Annotated in this window: 15 protein-coding genes, 1 tRNA gene and 1 riboswitch; of the genes, 7 read left to right on the forward strand and 9 right to left on the reverse strand. The window is 58.8% G+C overall.

The annotated features are described in order from the left end of the window. Positions 1–51 precede the first annotated feature (51 nt). Positions 52–690, forward strand: a complete 639-nt coding sequence (locus tag LA321_RS19730; RefSeq protein WP_042072778.1) for an SDR family oxidoreductase — start codon at positions 52–54, stop codon at positions 688–690. Positions 691–703: 13 nt separating this feature from the next. Continuing rightward, positions 704–1,342 carry a flavodoxin family protein gene (locus tag LA321_RS19735; RefSeq protein WP_209418325.1) on the forward strand — a complete coding sequence of 213 codons (639 nt, stop codon included), beginning with the start codon at positions 704–706 and terminating at the stop codon, positions 1,340–1,342. Between the two features lie 99 nt (positions 1,343–1,441). On the opposite strand, the gene LA321_RS19740 is transcribed toward LA321_RS19735, so the two are convergent. After that, positions 1,442–1,531 (reverse strand) — tRNA-Ser (locus LA321_RS19740). Between the two features lie 308 nt (positions 1,532–1,839). Here LA321_RS19740 and LA321_RS19745 point away from each other — a divergent pair. Together LA321_RS19745 and LA321_RS19750 are read left to right on the forward strand one after the other, a co-directional pair. Beyond that, positions 1,840–2,757, forward strand: coding sequence for a L,D-transpeptidase family protein (locus LA321_RS19745; RefSeq protein WP_042028169.1), 918 nt, complete (start codon positions 1,840–1,842; stop codon positions 2,755–2,757). Positions 2,758–2,778: 21 nt separating this feature from the next. Beyond that, positions 2,779–3,765 (forward strand): DUF481 domain-containing protein, encoded by a 987-nt coding sequence (locus tag LA321_RS19750; protein WP_026457253.1) that lies wholly within the window; start codon positions 2,779–2,781, stop codon positions 3,763–3,765. Positions 3,766–3,841: 76 nt separating this feature from the next. Here LA321_RS19750 and LA321_RS19755 read toward each other — a convergent pair whose 3' ends face one another. The 4 genes from LA321_RS19755 to LA321_RS19770 all read right to left on the reverse strand — a co-directional run bounded on the left by LA321_RS19755 (position 3,842) and on the right by LA321_RS19770 (position 8,041). Then, positions 3,842–5,257, reverse strand: a complete 1,416-nt coding sequence (locus tag LA321_RS19755; RefSeq protein ID WP_042072781.1) for an SLC13 family permease — start codon at positions 5,255–5,257, stop codon at positions 3,842–3,844. Positions 5,258–5,487: 230 nt separating this feature from the next. Continuing rightward, on the reverse strand, positions 5,488–6,213 hold the full coding sequence (locus tag LA321_RS19760; protein ID WP_042027394.1) for a MaoC family dehydratase: 726 nt from the start codon (positions 6,211–6,213) through the stop codon (positions 5,488–5,490). Between the two features lie 244 nt (positions 6,214–6,457). Then, a complete protein-coding gene (gene rlmF, locus LA321_RS19765) occupies positions 6,458–7,402 on the reverse strand; it encodes a 23S rRNA (adenine(1618)-N(6))-methyltransferase RlmF (protein ID WP_042072782.1) in 945 nt (314 codons plus the stop codon). A 150-nt stretch (positions 7,403–7,552) separates the two neighbouring features. Next, positions 7,553–8,041, reverse strand: a complete 489-nt coding sequence (locus tag LA321_RS19770) for a C40 family peptidase (protein ID WP_042027399.1) — start codon at positions 8,039–8,041, stop codon at positions 7,553–7,555. A gap of 275 nt (positions 8,042–8,316) precedes the next feature. Between LA321_RS19770 and LA321_RS19775 the strand changes: the two genes are divergently transcribed. Continuing rightward, a complete protein-coding gene (locus LA321_RS19775) occupies positions 8,317–9,039 on the forward strand; it encodes a 4'-phosphopantetheinyl transferase family protein (RefSeq protein ID WP_042072783.1) in 723 nt (240 codons plus the stop codon). After that, entirely contained in the window at positions 9,036–9,884 is an 849-nt protein-coding gene (locus LA321_RS19780) for a tetratricopeptide repeat protein (RefSeq protein ID WP_042072784.1), read from the forward strand. Before LA321_RS19775 ends, LA321_RS19780 begins: the two co-directional genes overlap by 4 nt. A 147-nt stretch (positions 9,885–10,031) precedes the next feature. Here the strand turns inward: LA321_RS19780 and LA321_RS19785 are convergent, their stop codons facing one another. Together LA321_RS19785 and ribB are read right to left on the reverse strand one after the other, a co-directional pair. Beyond that, a complete protein-coding gene (locus LA321_RS19785; RefSeq protein WP_005334342.1) occupies positions 10,032–10,274 on the reverse strand; it encodes an Lpp/OprI family alanine-zipper lipoprotein in 243 nt (80 codons plus the stop codon). Positions 10,275–10,498: 224 nt separating this feature from the next. Beyond that, positions 10,499–11,152 (reverse strand): 3,4-dihydroxy-2-butanone-4-phosphate synthase, encoded by a 654-nt coding sequence (gene ribB / locus LA321_RS19790; protein WP_042027402.1) that lies wholly within the window; start codon positions 11,150–11,152, stop codon positions 10,499–10,501. A gap of 105 nt (positions 11,153–11,257) precedes the next feature. Next, a riboswitch (FMN riboswitch) is annotated at positions 11,258–11,415 on the reverse strand. A gap of 232 nt (positions 11,416–11,647) precedes the next feature. Here ribB and purU point away from each other — a divergent pair. Further along, entirely contained in the window at positions 11,648–12,484 is an 837-nt protein-coding gene (gene purU, locus LA321_RS19795) for a formyltetrahydrofolate deformylase (protein WP_042072786.1), read from the forward strand. Between the two features lie 55 nt (positions 12,485–12,539). On the opposite strand, the gene LA321_RS19800 is transcribed toward purU, so the two are convergent. Both LA321_RS19800 and cls read right to left on the reverse strand, forming a co-directional pair. Beyond that, on the reverse strand, positions 12,540–13,802 hold the full coding sequence (locus LA321_RS19800) for a DUF945 family protein (protein ID WP_042072788.1): 1,263 nt from the start codon (positions 13,800–13,802) through the stop codon (positions 12,540–12,542). 103 nt (positions 13,803–13,905) lie between these two features. Further along, positions 13,906–15,387 carry a cardiolipin synthase gene (gene cls / locus LA321_RS19805; RefSeq protein ID WP_042072789.1) on the reverse strand — a complete coding sequence of 494 codons (1,482 nt, stop codon included), beginning with the start codon at positions 15,385–15,387 and terminating at the stop codon, positions 13,906–13,908. Between the last annotated feature and the right edge of the window lie 24 nt (positions 15,388–15,411).

The following is a 15,411-nucleotide window of genomic DNA, read 5'->3' on the forward strand; positions in this document are numbered from 1 at the left end:
CGGTGGGGGCATCCCCCACCCATTGATGAGACAAACGAAAGGTCAACCGATATGCGAAACGTACTGATCCTCGGGGCCAGCGGCCAGATAGCTCGGTGGGTGGTCAAGGGGCTCGCCGGGCAGGGCGACATCCGCCAGACCCTGCTGCTGCGCGACCCAAAGAAGTTGAGCGGCCGTGAGCCGGCCAACGCCAGGGTGGTGATCGGCAGCGTGCTGGACAAGCCGCTGCTCAAGGAGGCGATGGCAGGACAAGAGATCGTCTACGCCAACCTCAGTGGCGATAACCTGGACAAGCAGGCTCAGGCGGTCATCACCGCCATGCAAGCCGCCGGAGTGAAGCGCCTGGTCTTCGTGCTGTCCCTTGGGATCTACGACGAGGTGCCCGGCAAGTTCGGCCAGTGGAATCGCGGCATCATCGGCGAGGAGCTTAAACCCTACCGGCGCGCGGCAGACGCCATCGAGGCATCGGGGCTGGATTACACCATCTTGCGTCCGGCCTGGCTGACCGATGAGGATGAAGTGGATTACGAGCTGACCGCCAAAGGCCAGCCCTTCTTGGGCACTGTGGTGTCGCGCAGGAGCGTGGGGGATCTCATCACCCGGATCCTAGTCTCGCCCGAACTGCATCTGGGGGAGAACCTTGGCATCCACCAACCCGGCAGCGACGGCGACAAGCCGTATTTTATGTAACGTGAGGTCAAGGATGATGAGCTGGGTTTTTATCACCCTTGGTGCGCTGGCCGCCACCGTGGTGGTCGTGCTGCTGGCGGTCTCTTTTATCGAGCGTCGGCAGGCACATGAGCTTGCAGGGCTGGAGGCAGAGAGTCAGCAGGTGGCGAGCCCCAGCACGGCGGTGGTCTATTTCTCCCGCTCGGGCAATACGGCGCTGGCCGCCCGCCACCTGGCAAATCGGCTCGGGGCCCGGCTCTTTGCGCTGGATGCCCCCGCCTATCGGCTCGGCCCCAGGGGATTGGTGCAGGCCCTCGGCGATGCGAACGCATTGAAGCATGCACCAGAGGCACTGCCCGATATCGTGCCGCGCACCCTCGATCTGACTCCGTTCGATACTGTGTGGCTCGGCTCCCCGGTCTGGCTCTACAGCCCGGCGCCGCCTATCTGGGCCTTCGTCGAGCACAACCGTTTCGATGGCAAGGATGTGGTGCTGTTCAACACCTACAACAGCCACCTCGGTGAAGAGCACATCGAGGCACTCAAGGCCAAGGTGATGGCCCGTGGCGCCAAATCCTTCGCCCATCGACATGTGCTGCGGGGGCGAATGACCCGCCAGCTGACACCCGATCAGATGGTGGCGGCAATCGACGACTGGCTGCCCAAACCTTAAGCGCTCGGGAATCCTCCCTTCTCAGGGAAAAAACGACCAGGAGCCGGGAGGGGCAAGCGCCCAATGAAAAAGCCCACGCATTGGCGTGGGCTTGATATATGGCGGAGAGACAGGGATTCGAACCCTGGGTGGTATTGCTACCACAATTGATTTCGAGTCAATCCCGTTCGGCCACTCCGGCATCTCTCCGTGAGGAGAGTTTTTACCCAAGGTGCCCGGAGAATGCAATAAAAATATCTTTAATATCAAACAACTGAACATAAAAGGAGCGCCAGGCTTTCTCTCGGTGTGTTCCGGACGAAAACCCATTTTGTCTTCATATTGCCGGCAACATGACAGAAATGACCGCGTTCAGGCCGGTTACGCCCCCTCTACAGCATGTAACCCGGCAGGCAGACTGGAAATCCTCGGCCGATTCAGGAACAATCGGCGTCCCTCCTTGGCGAAATGACGACATGTCCGCCCCGATATAAAGACGTGAATTGATGGAAAGCCTCATGCCGATAAAATCTGCTCTCTCCTTCCTGCTGACCATGACCATGCTCTGCACTACCCAGGTGCTGGCCCAGACCTACCCTCTCCCGCCCGCCAACAGCCGTCTGATCGGCGAGCTGGAGGACTACATAGTCCAACCCAACGATCATCTGGAACTGGTCGGGAAAAACACCCACACCGGTTTTTTGGCACTGCTTGAGGCCAACCCGGGGGTTGACCCCTATCTGCCTACCCCGGGCACCCGGCTGACCCTGCCCACCCAGATGCTGCTGCCCGATGTGCCCCGGGAGGGCATAGTCATCAACCTGCCCGAGCTGCGTCTCTACTACTTCCCCAAGGGGAAGGACGAGGTGATCGTGCTGCCCATCGGGATTGGTGATGTCGGCCGTGAAACCCCGGAGATGACGACCACCATCATAGAGAAAAAGCCGAACCCGACCTGGGTGCCCGGCCCCATGGTGCGCAAGTCCTGGCTGGAACAAAAAGGGATCTCCCTGCCGGCGGTCGTTCCCCCCGGCCCTGAAAACCCCCTTGGCAAATTCGCCATGCGGCTGGGCTATGGCAACCGGGATTATCTGATCCACGGCACCAACAAGGAGTTTGGCGTCGGTTTGCGGGTCAGCGCCGGCTGCATCCGTCTGCGTCCGGATGACATAGAGTCGCTGTTCAAGATAGTGCCCGTCGGCACACCGGTACGGGTCATCAACCAGCCGGTCAAGGTCGCCATCGAACCCGATGGCCGGCGCTGGCTGGAGGTGCACTCGCCCCTGTCCCGTACCGAGGAAGAACTCGAAAATGGCGCCCCTCTGGTTCTGTCACCAGCCATCGAGCAATTTATCAGCGCGCCCGAGGTCACTCAGGCCGATGTCACCGCCGCACTGGACAGCAAGAACGGGCTGCCCCGACCCATCAGCGGCTAAGTACCGGAGTCATCATTGCTCATGAGATACCTGCTCCTCCTGTTCATGCTGGCAAGCCCCCCCTCATGGGCCAAGGACATTCTCTGGATGCGCAACGGCGATCGCCTGACCGGAACCATAGAGGAGATCACCGATGAGTCGGTGCGCATCGCCCTGCCCTATAGCCAGGCCGTGACGATCAAACGGGAAGCAGTCAAACGCTGGCGGCTGGAGAAGCAGGACAAACCCAGAGCCACGGCCAAGGGTGGCATACCGCTGTTTCAGGGGGATGAGGATGAGCGCAATGCCTGGCTCTGGACCGGTAATGGCGATCTCAATATCAAGCTCAAGGAGAACGAGACCCGCACCAACGACATCAACATCAAGGGCAAGACGGAGGTTGCCAACCTCGACTGGCGTTACAGCCTGTCAGGGGAGTACAACTACGAAACCGCCAATGGCGAGACCAACAGCCACGACTATAAACTCAACCCGACCCTGGACTTTTTCTTCAACAATCACTGGTTTGTCCGCAACTCCCTCAATGCCGAGTACGACATGCTGGATGAGAACTACCTCCAATTGGACTTCAGCTCGGGCCCCGGTTACCGCTTCTGGAACGACAAGCGCAGGCGGCTCGAACTGATTGCCCAGGCGGGCATACAGCGCACCTATTTTCGCGACGGCAGCTGGACAGGCCTGCGCCTGTTTGATTCCCGCATCATCAGCTACCCCATCGGTAGCTTGGGCTGGGATTACCGTCAGCCATTCTCGCTCTGGCAACAGCAGTTAGAACTGTTCAGCAAGGGGACTTATTTGAAATATCTGTCACAGCCGTCCCCCTATGTCACCCTGGAGCAGGATATCAATGGCAGCATAGGATTACGTTACTACCTCAACGACAATATCCGCCTCTCCTGGTCGAGTGAGCTCGACTGGCAGGATGGGGAGATCCGGTATGAGGGGGTAGAGCAGAGCCTCAAGGAGAGCGAGATCCGCCACCTGATCAGCCTGGGTGCCAGTTTCTAGGCAAGCGACTGTCAAATACAGCCATATAAAGAAAGGGAGCCGTGATGGCTCCCCTTTACTATTGCATGACCCGGGTTCAAATCAGACCCCAGGCGGCAATCTGGTAGATCCACACCATGGCCAGAACAGTGCCAACCAACCCCATGATGACGCCGATCCGCACCATCTGGTGGCTCTCCACCAGACCGGTCGCGTGGGCCAGCGCATTGGGGGGCGTACTGATCGGCAAGGACATGCCAAGGGATACCGAAATGGTGACTGCCAGGATCAGGGTGTGGCTGCCCCCCCACTCGGCCAGTCCCGGCATGCTGACAGCCAGCGCCGCCACCAGTGGCAACAGCAGGTTGGCCGTCGCCGTATTGGACATGAAGTTGGCCATCACTACCGCCAGCAGACAGGCCCCTACCAGCACCACCAGAGTAGAGTATTCATGGAACGGGATATGGGTGATCAGCCGCTCCGCCAGTCCGGAATCCTCCAGCGCCAGACCCAGCGCAATGCCGCCCGATACCAGCCACAACACGTCCAGAGAGATCCTGTGCAGATCCTCCTTGGTGATGATGCCCGTGGTGAGGAATACCGCCACCGGGATCATGGCGACCACATAGGAACTCATGCCGTGCAGGTCACCCATCAGCCACAGCACTATGGTCAGGATAAAAGTGAGGTAAACCACCCAGGCCCGGGGCGTTTGCATAAAGCGCCCCTCAATCTTGAGATCCATCAGCTTGAGCTGGCTGGGATAGAAACGCCCAAGCAGGAACCAGCCGAGCAGCAGCAACAGCACCACGAAGGGCACCGCAAATCCCATCCACTGACCAAAGGAGATGGCATGCTCACCGGTCAGGTACTTGAGAGCCACGGCGTTGGGTGGCGTGCCAATTGGTGTGCCTATCCCCCCCAGGTTAGCCGCCAGGGGAATCGCCAGCACAAACCCGATCTTGGCGGGATCCTTGTCGGGAAACACCGCCAATACCGGCGCCAGGATCGCCAGCATCATGGCCGTGGTCGCGGTATTGCTCATGAACATGGAGAAGGTCGCGGTGATCAGCATGAGACCCAGCATGACGACTCGCGGATTGCGCCCGAAGGGGCGCAGCAGCACCCGGGCCAGGTTCACGTCCAGATGATATTTGGTCGCGGCGATGGCCAGAAAGAAGCCACCGAGAAACAGCATGATGACCGGGGAGGCAAAGGTGGCCATGATCTCGGTCGAGGTCAGCAAGGTGCCAAAGCCGGTCTCGCCCTTGTCGGCCGTCATGAACCAGAGCCCCTTGTCAGAGAGCAGCAGCAGCTCCAGCACTATGATCAGGACCGAGGTGGCGAAGATGGGGATGGGCTCGAGGATCCAGCACAGTGCGGCCAGCACGAAGATGGCGACAACCCGCTGCTCCACCACAGTGATCCCCTCCAACGGGATCCAATGGGTCGGGATCAGCAGGATAAACAGGCTGAGCAGCACAGGCAGAATAATCTTGTGATTAATTGGCACTATTTTCTCCAGGATAGGGAGCAAGGATTCAATAGTGGCATAAAATGCTATCTCATCAGTTCGCCGTCTTATCAAAATGAGAGCTGGCTAACTGCGACGACACCGTTTTTGTGAGTCATATCAAGCTGTTCATGACACTGGCTGTCATGGGCAGACCCCCCTCTCTTCGTTGGATACAAAAACGGGCCCGACAAAGCGGGCCCGTTCAACGATTCACTGCGAAGACGTGATTAAAAATAGATGCGGGTCACCGACTCGATGACGCAGCCGGGACGGCGGATCCCTTCGATCTCCACCTTGATCTCCTTGAGCAGCTCCAGCCCGCCCTTGATGGGGGTGACGCGAGCCAGTTTGGTGCGCGCGCGGATATTGCTCTCCACCTTGATGGGATAGGGGAAACGCACCTGGTCGAGGCCAAAGTTCACCACCATGCGAGCGGTGGGAAACTCGGGAGTGCTCTCGTCGACCGAACCGGTCAACTGCGGCAGCAACGCCAGGGTCAGGAAGCCGTGAGCAATGGTGGTCTTGAAGGGCGACTCGGCGGCGGCACGCTCGGGATTGGTGTGGATCCACTGGTGATCCCCCGTCACCGCAGCAAACTGATCGATCATCTGCTGGCTGACATGGAGCCATTCACCGACGTGAGTCTCTTCACCGATACGGCCCTGCAACTCGGCATAGAGTGCGGCAGCGGCCTCGTCCAGCTCGATGGCCGGCTCCTGCACCATGGCAGGCTGGCCATTGGCAACCTGGGCGACGGCGACGGACTCTTGCTGCTGACCGTGCTGGGTTTCACCGTGAGGGTCGAGCACGCGCCCCAGCAAAGGATGCAGGTGTGCCTTTTGCTGAAACTCACGCCAGTAGTCGCGGATCGCCGGAGAGAGCCAATCCTTGAGCTCAAAGGGGTGCTGCGCCAAAATTTCGCGCTTGTGCTTCAGAAAATCGACAACTTTCATCTACCGATCCCTATTCGATTCAATGCCTATAAGAGGTCTAACCAGTCCTATTTTATTAAAGTTACAGGTGAAAGTGCAAAAAAATCTCGGCGTACAACTGTACCAAGGCGAAAGTGACTACTTACAGGCCCTAAATAAAGATAATCTGCCAAGCTGGGTTCGGATGGCAAAACGCCTTGATTTAGCTAAAAAACAACCAAAAAAGTCATCAAAAAAGGCCCTGCCGGGCCTTGTGAAAAACAACTCATCGGGTTCTGGACCACCAGGCTGTTCGAGCGGCCTTGTCGAGGAACGTCCAGGCCAATACCCGGCTGATCTTGTTCCCCTGTGCCATGTCGATGACCCGCACGTCGACGGCGCCGACCCGACCCAACGCTTTTTTCGCCGCAGGCAGGTTCTCTTTCTTCGAAACCAGGGAGCTGAACCAGAGGCACTGGCCGGCAAACTCCCTGCTTTGACCAATCATGTTGGCCAGAAAGGCCGCCTCGCCTCCCTCGCACCAGAGCTCGGCCTTCTGACCGCCGAAATTGAGCACCGGCTTGCCCGCCTCTCCTTTGCCCAGATTGCGCAGCTTGCGCTCGGTTCCCTTGCACGCCTCCTCCAGCGAGGCGTGAAACGGCGGGTTGCAAAGGGTCAGCGAAAACTGCTCCCTGGGCCCAATGATGCCGCGAAAAACCTGCCTGGCATTGGTCTGCAGGCGACATTCGATCTGTTTGCCGAGGCCATTGCTGGCGGCCAGCAGGGTCGCTGCCTTGACCGATACGGGATCGATATCCGCCCCCACGAAGCGCCAGCCATACTCTCGAGCCCCCAGCAGTGGATAAATGCAGTTCGCACCGACCCCGATATCCAGCACCCGTACCTGTTTGCCGGTGGGCACCTCCCCTGCGCTCTCGGCCAGAAGATCCGCCACTCGATGCAGATAGTCGACGCGCCCCGGGATGGGCGGGCAAAGATAACCGGCGGGCAGATCCCAATGAGCAATGCCATAGTGACGTGCCAGCAGCGCCTTGTTCAGCGCCTTGACGGCCACCGGATCGGCAAAGTCGATGGTGCGCTTGCCATAGTCGTTGGTGAACACATGGGCTGCCAACTCGGGAGTCACCAGACAGAGTGCCTCAAGGTCGTAACCCTCCTGATGACGGTTGCGGGGATGGAGTCCGGATTTGCGGTCACTGTGCGATGTCATATTGGGTCTGCCGAGGAAAACGGGGGCCACACTATAGTGACTTGAGGCGGTAAAGTCTAAATGACGGCCATAAAAAACCGGGCTGCGAGAGCCCGGTTCAAGTGAGGTTGGAAAAACAGTCCGTACCGCGAGCCGTTTGTCCAGCCTGACTCAGATATCGATCCGGCGTGCCTGCCAGAACTTGCTGCGCCAGTAAGCACTGTCGAGCTTGGAGCGCGTTACCCCGGCTCGGGTGGAGGCGTGGATGAACTCGCCATTACCCACATAGATGCCGACATGATTGAGGCGACGATTGATCTTGAAGAAAACCAGATCCCCTTCGACCAGATCCTGCTTGGCGACGCGAGCGCCTTCATGAACCTGGGAGCGGGTATCCCGGGGCAATTCGATGCCGATGGCATTGCGGAATACTTCGCGGGTGAACGCCGAGCAATCGATACCACGTTCAGTGGTGCCACCATAACGGTAGGGTGTACCGCGCCACTCTTTGTACACGGTCAGAATTTCGTTCACATCCGGTGTTTGCGACGGTTCCGGTTCGACAACGGGTTCCATCATGGCAACTTCAATCTTGCTCGCGACCTCGGGCTGGGGTGCCGAAGCACAACCCACCATACCGAGCGCGACCAGCAGTAGCATCAGGTGGCGCAATCCTTTATCCCCGTAAAAGCGTAAATCTTGTTAAAATACGGCCCCAAAGGGCAATTCATAAGGCAACAGCACTCGACTATATCCAAGAATTCTATCGAGGCAAGTGAAAATCCCTATCGAGGTCACATTTTTGCAAGTAAATGCGTTGTTTTTCATAATTAATGTGATCATGAACAAACAATATACAATCCCCGAAATGGCCTCGGGCCTCATAGAAAACTGACTTTTATCCCTGTTTCAGCCCCTTTTTAAAGTGAAAAATTATGACCGCCACGGATCTTTTTTTGTTAAGACCGGCAGACATCCATGAAGCCCAGCTCACCCGGCTGACCACCCTGTTATCCGCCGAAGAGAGAGATATCTGGCACTCGATAACGCTGCCGGCGCGGCGCCAGGAGTACCTGGTCAGCCGGGGCCTGTTGCGCCAGCTTCTGGCCGAACGGCTGCAGCAACCGGCCAGTGAATTGCACTTTGGCCAGGGGGAGCATGGCAAGCCACGGCTGCAGGATGATGCCTGGCATTTCAACCTCAGCCACAGCGGTCCCTGGCTGGTGCTGGCCCTGAGCGCGCAGGGGCCGCTCGGGGTCGATCTCGAGCTGGGCATGCGCCGCCGCAGTCCCCTGCCCCTTGCCCGGCGCTTCTATGCCAAGAGCGAATACAGCTGGCTCAGTCAACTGCCAGACACTCAGCAGGAGAGTGCCTTTTACCGGCTCTGGTCACGCAAGGAAGCAGTGCTCAAAGCCCATGGTGGCGGCATCGCCGCCGGGCTTGAAAAGATCTGTTTCCTCCCGGAAGAGGGGTGGCGTCTCGACAACCGGCTGGATGACACGCACTACCAGGTGCAGGACTGGCCATTTGCCAGCGGCTGGTTGAGCATTGCGGCCAGCCATTCCCAGGTTCACTGCTACCGGCTGGATGAGCGCTTGAATTGCCATGCCATCAGCCCCATCTTGTTCAACACCCTCTCTGAAGAGTCCAACTCATGATCGTCGACATTACTCCCCAGAATTTTCACGCCGAACTGATCGATGCCTCCATGAAGAAGCCGGTCGTCATCTACTTCCATGCGCCGCAGATGCCGGAATGCCAGGGAATGACCCCGCTGGTCGAATCTCTGGTCGGCCCTGCCAACCCGCAGGTGACCCTGGCCAAAGTGGACATGAACGATCCCCAGCTGCAGCCGCTGGCCAGCCAGCTCGGGCTGCGCGCCCTGCCCGCCCTGGTGCTGTTCCATCAGGGCCGCCCCGACGAACAGGCGATCATCGAAGGCCCGCAGGATGAAGCTACCCTGCGCCAGTACTTTGCCGCCTTCGCACCCAAGGAGGAGGAAGAGTTGCTGGCCAAGGCCCAGCAGGCGCTGGCCGACGAGCAGCCCGGCACCGCCTATGCCCATCTTGGCAAGGCCCACCAGCTGGCTCCTGAACGTCACGATATCAGCCTGTGGCTCATTCAGGCGGCGCTCGACCTCAATCTGCTGGATGAAGCGCAGGAGCGCCTCGGTCAGATCCCCATGGTGGCGCAGGATGGTCACTACCAGGCCCTGAGTTCACGGCTTGCCCTGGCACTGCAAGCTGCCGACAGCCCGGAGCTGCGGGCACTGGAGGCGCGCTACGCCGAACATCCGGATGATTTTGCCCTGGCTCAGGATCTGGCGGTGCAATACAACCAGGCGGGACGTCAGGAAGAGGCGCTGGGGCTGCTGCTGAGCATTCTCAAGCGGGATCTGGCGTTTGGCGATGCCAGAAAAACTTATCTCGATATTCTGGCGACCATGGGCAGTACGCCGGCGGCGCAAAACTATCGTCGCAAACTCTACAGCCTGCTCTATTGAGAGACGCGAAATAACGTGTGGAATTACGTGGGGGAGTGCCGGGAAACCGGCATGACCTCATGGGTCAGGAAGTGAACGTCAGGTAAAGAATTGGTGAATTTCAGACATAAAAAAATGGCGCATTGCTGCGCCATTTTTTTGCATGGATTACTTCTTGTAGGAAGTAGCCATGTTGTCGATGCGCTGGTTAGCACGCATAGCTTCTTGCTTGGCTTCAGCAACATCAGCAGCGATCTTGGACTGATCAGCACGAACTGCGCTAACATCTTGAGCCAGCTGGTCAACTTTGTTAGACAGATTCTGAACGGAGGTTTCCAGTTCGCTGGTGTTAGCGCAACCACCCAGCAGAGCGGACAGACCAACAACACCTACCAACAACAATTTTTTCATTTTTAAAGCTCCCTTGAACTCGCCAGACGTTTAGCAAGCGGCGTGATTATGGCACAAAAAAATCATACTTTGCATAGCCCCCAGCACAGATAAATGCATTAAAACCCTCATTTTTTTTCGACCGAGCATTTTTTACCCAGAATCGACCAAAAATGAGTGTCACGTAACCGGGGTACGCACAAAGACTAACCAAAAACTTCCCTTATTACAATTTCGTATGAGCCTCAGGCGGTTTGTTCTGACAACAATTGGCGATATTGCACCAAATCCTCGATGGTCAAGACCGGCATCTGATGCTTGCGACCAAAAGTGACCAGATCCGGCAGCCGCGCCATGGAGCCATCCTCCCGAGTCAACTCACACAATACGCCGAACGGTTTGAGCCCGGCAAGCTGCATCAGATCGACTGTCGCCTCGGTGTGGCCACGACGGGTCAAGACCCCGCCGGTGCGGGCCCGCAGCGGGAAGACATGGCCCGGGCGATGGAGATCCCCCGGCTTGGCGCCATCGGCAATGGCGGCGCGGATGGTGGTGATGCGATCGGCGGCGGAAACACCTGTGGTGACCCCTTGCGCCGCCTCGATGGTGACGGTGAATGCGGTCTGATAGTGGCTGGAGTTGGCCTCCACCATCATGGGCAATTCGAGCTGGCGCACCCGCTCATCGGTCAGGCAGAGACAGACGATGCCGGAGCACTCGCGGATCATCAGCGCCATCTGTTCGTTGGTCATGGACTGCGCGGCGAAAATGAGGTCGCCCTCGTTCTCCCGATCTTCATCGTCGGCAACCAGAACGCCACGACCGGCACGCAAGGCCTCGAGCGCTGCTTCGACACGGGCAACGGGATCACCGAATTCACTGAGTAGAGACTGATTCATGGTAAAACTCCTAAACAAGACAAGGACCAGAATCAGGGCACGGAAAGGCAGACAGAGATAGGCATGCAGCGGCTGGCCCGCGCGGGGCTTGCCTGCAAAAGTCTGTCTTATCCTCTTTCATCCGGACTGTAACCGTCGGCTCCGGCATCTCACCGGATCTGCTGACCCCGACCCGGTGTCAAACCGGGGTCGGGCGCTCGCGGGCTCCCCGAGTCAATCGGGATACCGCCGGTGGGGAATTTCACCCCGCCCTGAGAATAAGCCCCGACAGCCTAAAGAAAAACGGTTGCAGATACCAGCCCAAATCCCTGTCAACGCGAAAACCGACCATGGAAGGACTCGTATGTTGCAGACTCAGACCGCCCTGACCCAGAAGACCATGACGAGCCGCCGAATTTCTTTATGGCCTCAATTTGTTTGTGGCATAGTGCCTGAAAAAACGCGCCGCCTGCGCAGCCCGACAGGCGCCAACACCACAAACGGAAAATGACAGAGATGGAAAAGAAAATACTGTTGACGGACTGCCCGGACGCCAAGGGCCTCATCGCCAAGATCACCAACATCTGCTACAAGCATCAGCTCAATATCATCAAGAACGATGAGTTCGTTGACCACGAGAATGGCCGTTTCTTCATGCGCACCGAGCTGGAGGGGCGTTTCAACGACGAGACCCTGCTGGCCGACCTCGATGATGCATTGCCGATTGGTGCCCTGCGCCGCCTGGTCAAGGCTGGCAAGAAACGCATCGTCATCCTGGTGACCAAGGAGGCTCACTGCCTCGGCGATATCCTGATGAAGAACTACGCCGGCGCGCTGGACATGGACATAGTCGCCGTCATCGGCAACTACGACACCCTGGCCGAGCTTACCGGCAAGTTCGATATCCCGTTTCATACCGTCAGCCACGACGAGCTGAGCCGCACCGAGCACGAGGAGCAGGTGCGCGCCATCATCGACAGCTATGATCCCGATTACGTGATCCTGGCCAAATACATGCGGGTACTGACCCCAAGCTTTGTCGCCGCCTACCCGCGCAAACTCATCAACATCCACCACTCCTTCCTGCCCGCCTTCATCGGTGCCCGCCCCTATCGCCAGGCATTCGATCGCGGAGTCAAGCTGATCGGCGCCACCGCCCATTTCGTTACCGACGATCTGGATGAAGGCCCCATCGTCGAGCAGGACGTGATCCACGTGGATCACACCTTCACCGCCGATGACATGGCCAAGGCCGGACGGGATGTGGAAAAGTCGGTACTGAGCCGCGCCCTGGAGCTGGTCTTGCACGAGCGGGTGTTCGTCTACGGCAACAAGACGGTGGTGTTCAAGTAATGCCACCTCAAACAACAAAGGCTCCCAAGGGAGCCTTTGTTGTATTACGGCGATGTCAGAGCGGCAGCTCGTTGACCGTCACGCCCTCTTTGGTGAGCTTGAGCTCGGCGTTGAGGTGAGGCGGCTGCGCCTTCAGATAACCCATCAGGGTCAACTGATCGAGCATAGGTGCCAGCTGTGGTACCGCCTTGCCCAGCTTGTCGCCAAGGCTGGCGTGCAGCACCCCGGTCAGCGCCTGCATTCCTTGTTCGCTGTTGAACAGTTGCTCCAGCGAGGTCGGGGCCAGGGTCGCCTCCCCCTTCATGGTGACGGGCTCGCCATTGAGCTTGGCACTCAGATCCGTCAGCTCTAGGCTGGCACCACGTTTGAGCATCTTGTCCAGTGCCTGCTGGACCGCCACTTCGTCGATCCCCTGGCCACCGGCTGCCTGCAGCCCCTGGTAGCCCTCCAGATCCAGGCCATTGAGGCTGACTGCCAGTGAGGCGTCAGTCACCGCCAGGGCATCGGACTCGTTCTCCAGATTGAGCTTTGCAATTTTCATCTGATAAGTGCTGGAGAGGGTCTGGGCATCGTTGCCCTTGATCTGGGTCTGGGTGCTCATCCCTTGCAAGGCAATCCTGGCGCTATCGGGCAGTTGCAGTGTCAGCGCCGCCAGGGTCATCTCGCTCTGGGGCGCCAGCAGGATGCCGCTGATCTCGGCCAGATCGGCACTCCCCTTCATGTCTGCCAACACCAGATCGAGCTTGTTCTGCTCTTCGTGCACCGTCATCCCCTGCCAGCTCATGGTGATATGGCCGTTACCGTCCAGATCCCCGTGATACTCGCCATTGAGTGGCAGGAAACTGAATTCATCCAGCCCCTGTTTGACCTTGAACTCGTTGGCCCAGAAACGGCTGCTGTTGCTCATGGTCCAGAGGCTGCTCAACGACTCGATGCCGAACTGCCATTGCTCCATTTTGAGAGCGCTGAATACAGTGGCCAGCGACCCCTGCCGGGTATCGAGCAAGGCATGGCTCTTGATATAGAGCGGCAGGATGCGGCTGTTGACCGTAAATTGCAGCTCCAGCGGTTGATCGCCACCCATGCCACCATCAAACGCCGCCATCTCCTGGGGCGAGATCACCAGCTTGAGCACGCCGTCCCGGGTGAACAGATTGCTGCTACCAGGCACCCAGGCGAGATCGAGGCCACTGTCATGCTTGACCTTGGCAATCTGCTCCGTCATGAGGCGATCGAAGCTGTTGCCGGTATACCAGCACGCCGCCAAACCACCACCTACCAGTGCCGCGCCGACGGCCAGGGCCACTATTTTTTTCATATGTTGATGAGTCTCCAGGGATTGTCACTGCACTCTACGGGGCCAGCTCCCGACCAGGCAAGCCCAATGAACGGAAATCCCGTGCCAGAGCTCGTCATGCTGGTCACAGCAGGGGACTGAAAAGATAGAAGATATTCTCCATCACCTTCTTGTACCAGGGACGGGCACGCCACTGGGCCAGGGTCATGGGGGTGGCTTCCGCCATATACCCCTGCACCAGCTGGTTCATCTGGGCGACAAAGGCCGGATTGTCCACCAGCAGGGTCACCTCGAAGTTGAGCCAGAGGCTGCGACGATCCAGGTTGACCGTGCCCACCAGCGCGAAGTCATCGTCCACCAGCACACTCTTGGTGTGGAGCAGGCCGGCATCGTAGCGATAGATCTCCACCCCCGCCTCCAGCAGCTCCTCCATAAAGGCATTGCAGGCGTAGTTGGCCATGATGGAGTCGTTGCGCGCCGGCAGCACCAGTTGCACCTGCACGCCACGGGCTGCCGCCGAGCTGAGGGCCGCAGCCAGGGGATCGTCCGGTACGAAATAGGGGGTGGTGAGCACCAGGTGACTATGAGCCTGGTAGATGGCCAGCAGCAGGCTCTGCTGGATGCAGTCTCCCCCGACGAAGGGGCCGGAGGGGATCAGCTGGGCGCGATAATCGGTCTGGGGCCAGGCTTCGGGTTCGTGCTGCAGGCTATCGAGCAGGCGTTCGCCGGTCTCCATCTCCCAGTCCCAGACGAAGATGGACCACATCAGGGGCACCATGGGTCCCTGCACCCGGATCATGATGTCGACCCACTGGCCGACCCCGGCATCCTGCTTGAAGAAACGGGGATCCACCATGTTCATGGAGCCGGTGTAGCCAACCCTGTCGTCGATCACCACCAGCTTGCGGTGCATCCGCAGATCCTGGCGCTGGAACGGAATGCGCCAGGCACCGACGGGCAACACCTCCACCAGCTTGACCCCCGCCTTGCGCAGCTTCTTGGGCCAGGGGGAGCGGAAAAACTGCGAGCTGCCCACCGAGTCGAGCAGCAAACGACAATCCACACCGCGCTGTGCCACTTCCATCAGGGCCTCGCACACCATGTCAGCATCGCCACCAGGGTGCCAGATATAGAACTCCAGATAGCAGGAGAGCGTAGAGCGGCGGATATCCTGGGCGATCTCCCGCAGGATCCAGTCCGGTTTGTTGAGCAAGGTCATGCGGTTGCCGGAGAGCATAGGCATGGCCAGGCGGCCCTGGATCAGATCATGAAGCGGCTGGGCCTTGGCCCCCACCTCGCAGCAGTGCTGGGGAAACAGACGGGCCAGCTGACGGATCCAGATGGCATAAGGGCGGTACATGGCCTGAGCACGCTCGGCGCGGCGACGGCCGAGCCGGATCTCGCCAAACAGGACGTAGAACCCCACCCCGGCAAACGGGATGGCATAAATGAGGGCCAGCCAGGCCAGCGACACCCCGATGGGACGACGCTTCATCACCACCCTAAGCGACACACCGGCCACGATGACGGTGTGAAATAACAGCAGCAGCCAACCCAGAAAACGGGAAAACAGCAGTTGGAGATCGTGTTCCAGACCGTTAAACAACGGGAACTCCTCTTCTAATCGACA

Source organism: Aeromonas enteropelogenes (assembly GCF_020097295.1).
Lineage (GTDB): Bacteria > Pseudomonadota > Gammaproteobacteria > Enterobacterales > Aeromonadaceae > Aeromonas > Aeromonas enteropelogenes.

Excerpts from the sequence above, each read along its gene's own strand:
- LA321_RS19730 (WP_042072778.1), top strand. The coding sequence starts at position 52 with ATGCGAAACGTACTGATCCTCGGGGCCAGCGGCCAGATAGCTCGGTGG.
- LA321_RS19735 (WP_209418325.1), top strand. The coding sequence starts at position 704 with ATGATGAGCTGGGTTTTTATCACCCTTGGTGCGCTGGCCGCCACCGTG.
- LA321_RS19745 (WP_042028169.1), top strand. The coding sequence starts at position 1,840 with ATGCCGATAAAATCTGCTCTCTCCTTCCTGCTGACCATGACCATGCTC.
- LA321_RS19750 (WP_026457253.1), top strand. The coding sequence starts at position 2,779 with ATGAGATACCTGCTCCTCCTGTTCATGCTGGCAAGCCCCCCCTCATGG.
- LA321_RS19760 (WP_042027394.1), bottom strand. The coding sequence starts at position 6,213 with ATGAAAGTTGTCGATTTTCTGAAGCACAAGCGCGAAATTTTGGCGCAG.
- rlmF (WP_042072782.1), bottom strand. The coding sequence starts at position 7,402 with ATGACATCGCACAGTGACCGCAAATCCGGACTCCATCCCCGCAACCGT.
- LA321_RS19770 (WP_042027399.1), bottom strand. The coding sequence starts at position 8,041 with ATGCTACTGCTGGTCGCGCTCGGTATGGTGGGTTGTGCTTCGGCACCC.
- LA321_RS19775 (WP_042072783.1), top strand. The coding sequence starts at position 8,317 with ATGACCGCCACGGATCTTTTTTTGTTAAGACCGGCAGACATCCATGAA.
- LA321_RS19780 (WP_042072784.1), top strand. The coding sequence starts at position 9,036 with ATGATCGTCGACATTACTCCCCAGAATTTTCACGCCGAACTGATCGAT.
- LA321_RS19785 (WP_005334342.1), bottom strand. The coding sequence starts at position 10,274 with ATGAAAAAATTGTTGTTGGTAGGTGTTGTTGGTCTGTCCGCTCTGCTG.
- ribB (WP_042027402.1), bottom strand. The coding sequence starts at position 11,152 with ATGAATCAGTCTCTACTCAGTGAATTCGGTGATCCCGTTGCCCGTGTC.
- purU (WP_042072786.1), top strand. The coding sequence starts at position 11,648 with ATGGAAAAGAAAATACTGTTGACGGACTGCCCGGACGCCAAGGGCCTC.
- LA321_RS19800 (WP_042072788.1), bottom strand. The coding sequence starts at position 13,802 with ATGAAAAAAATAGTGGCCCTGGCCGTCGGCGCGGCACTGGTAGGTGGT.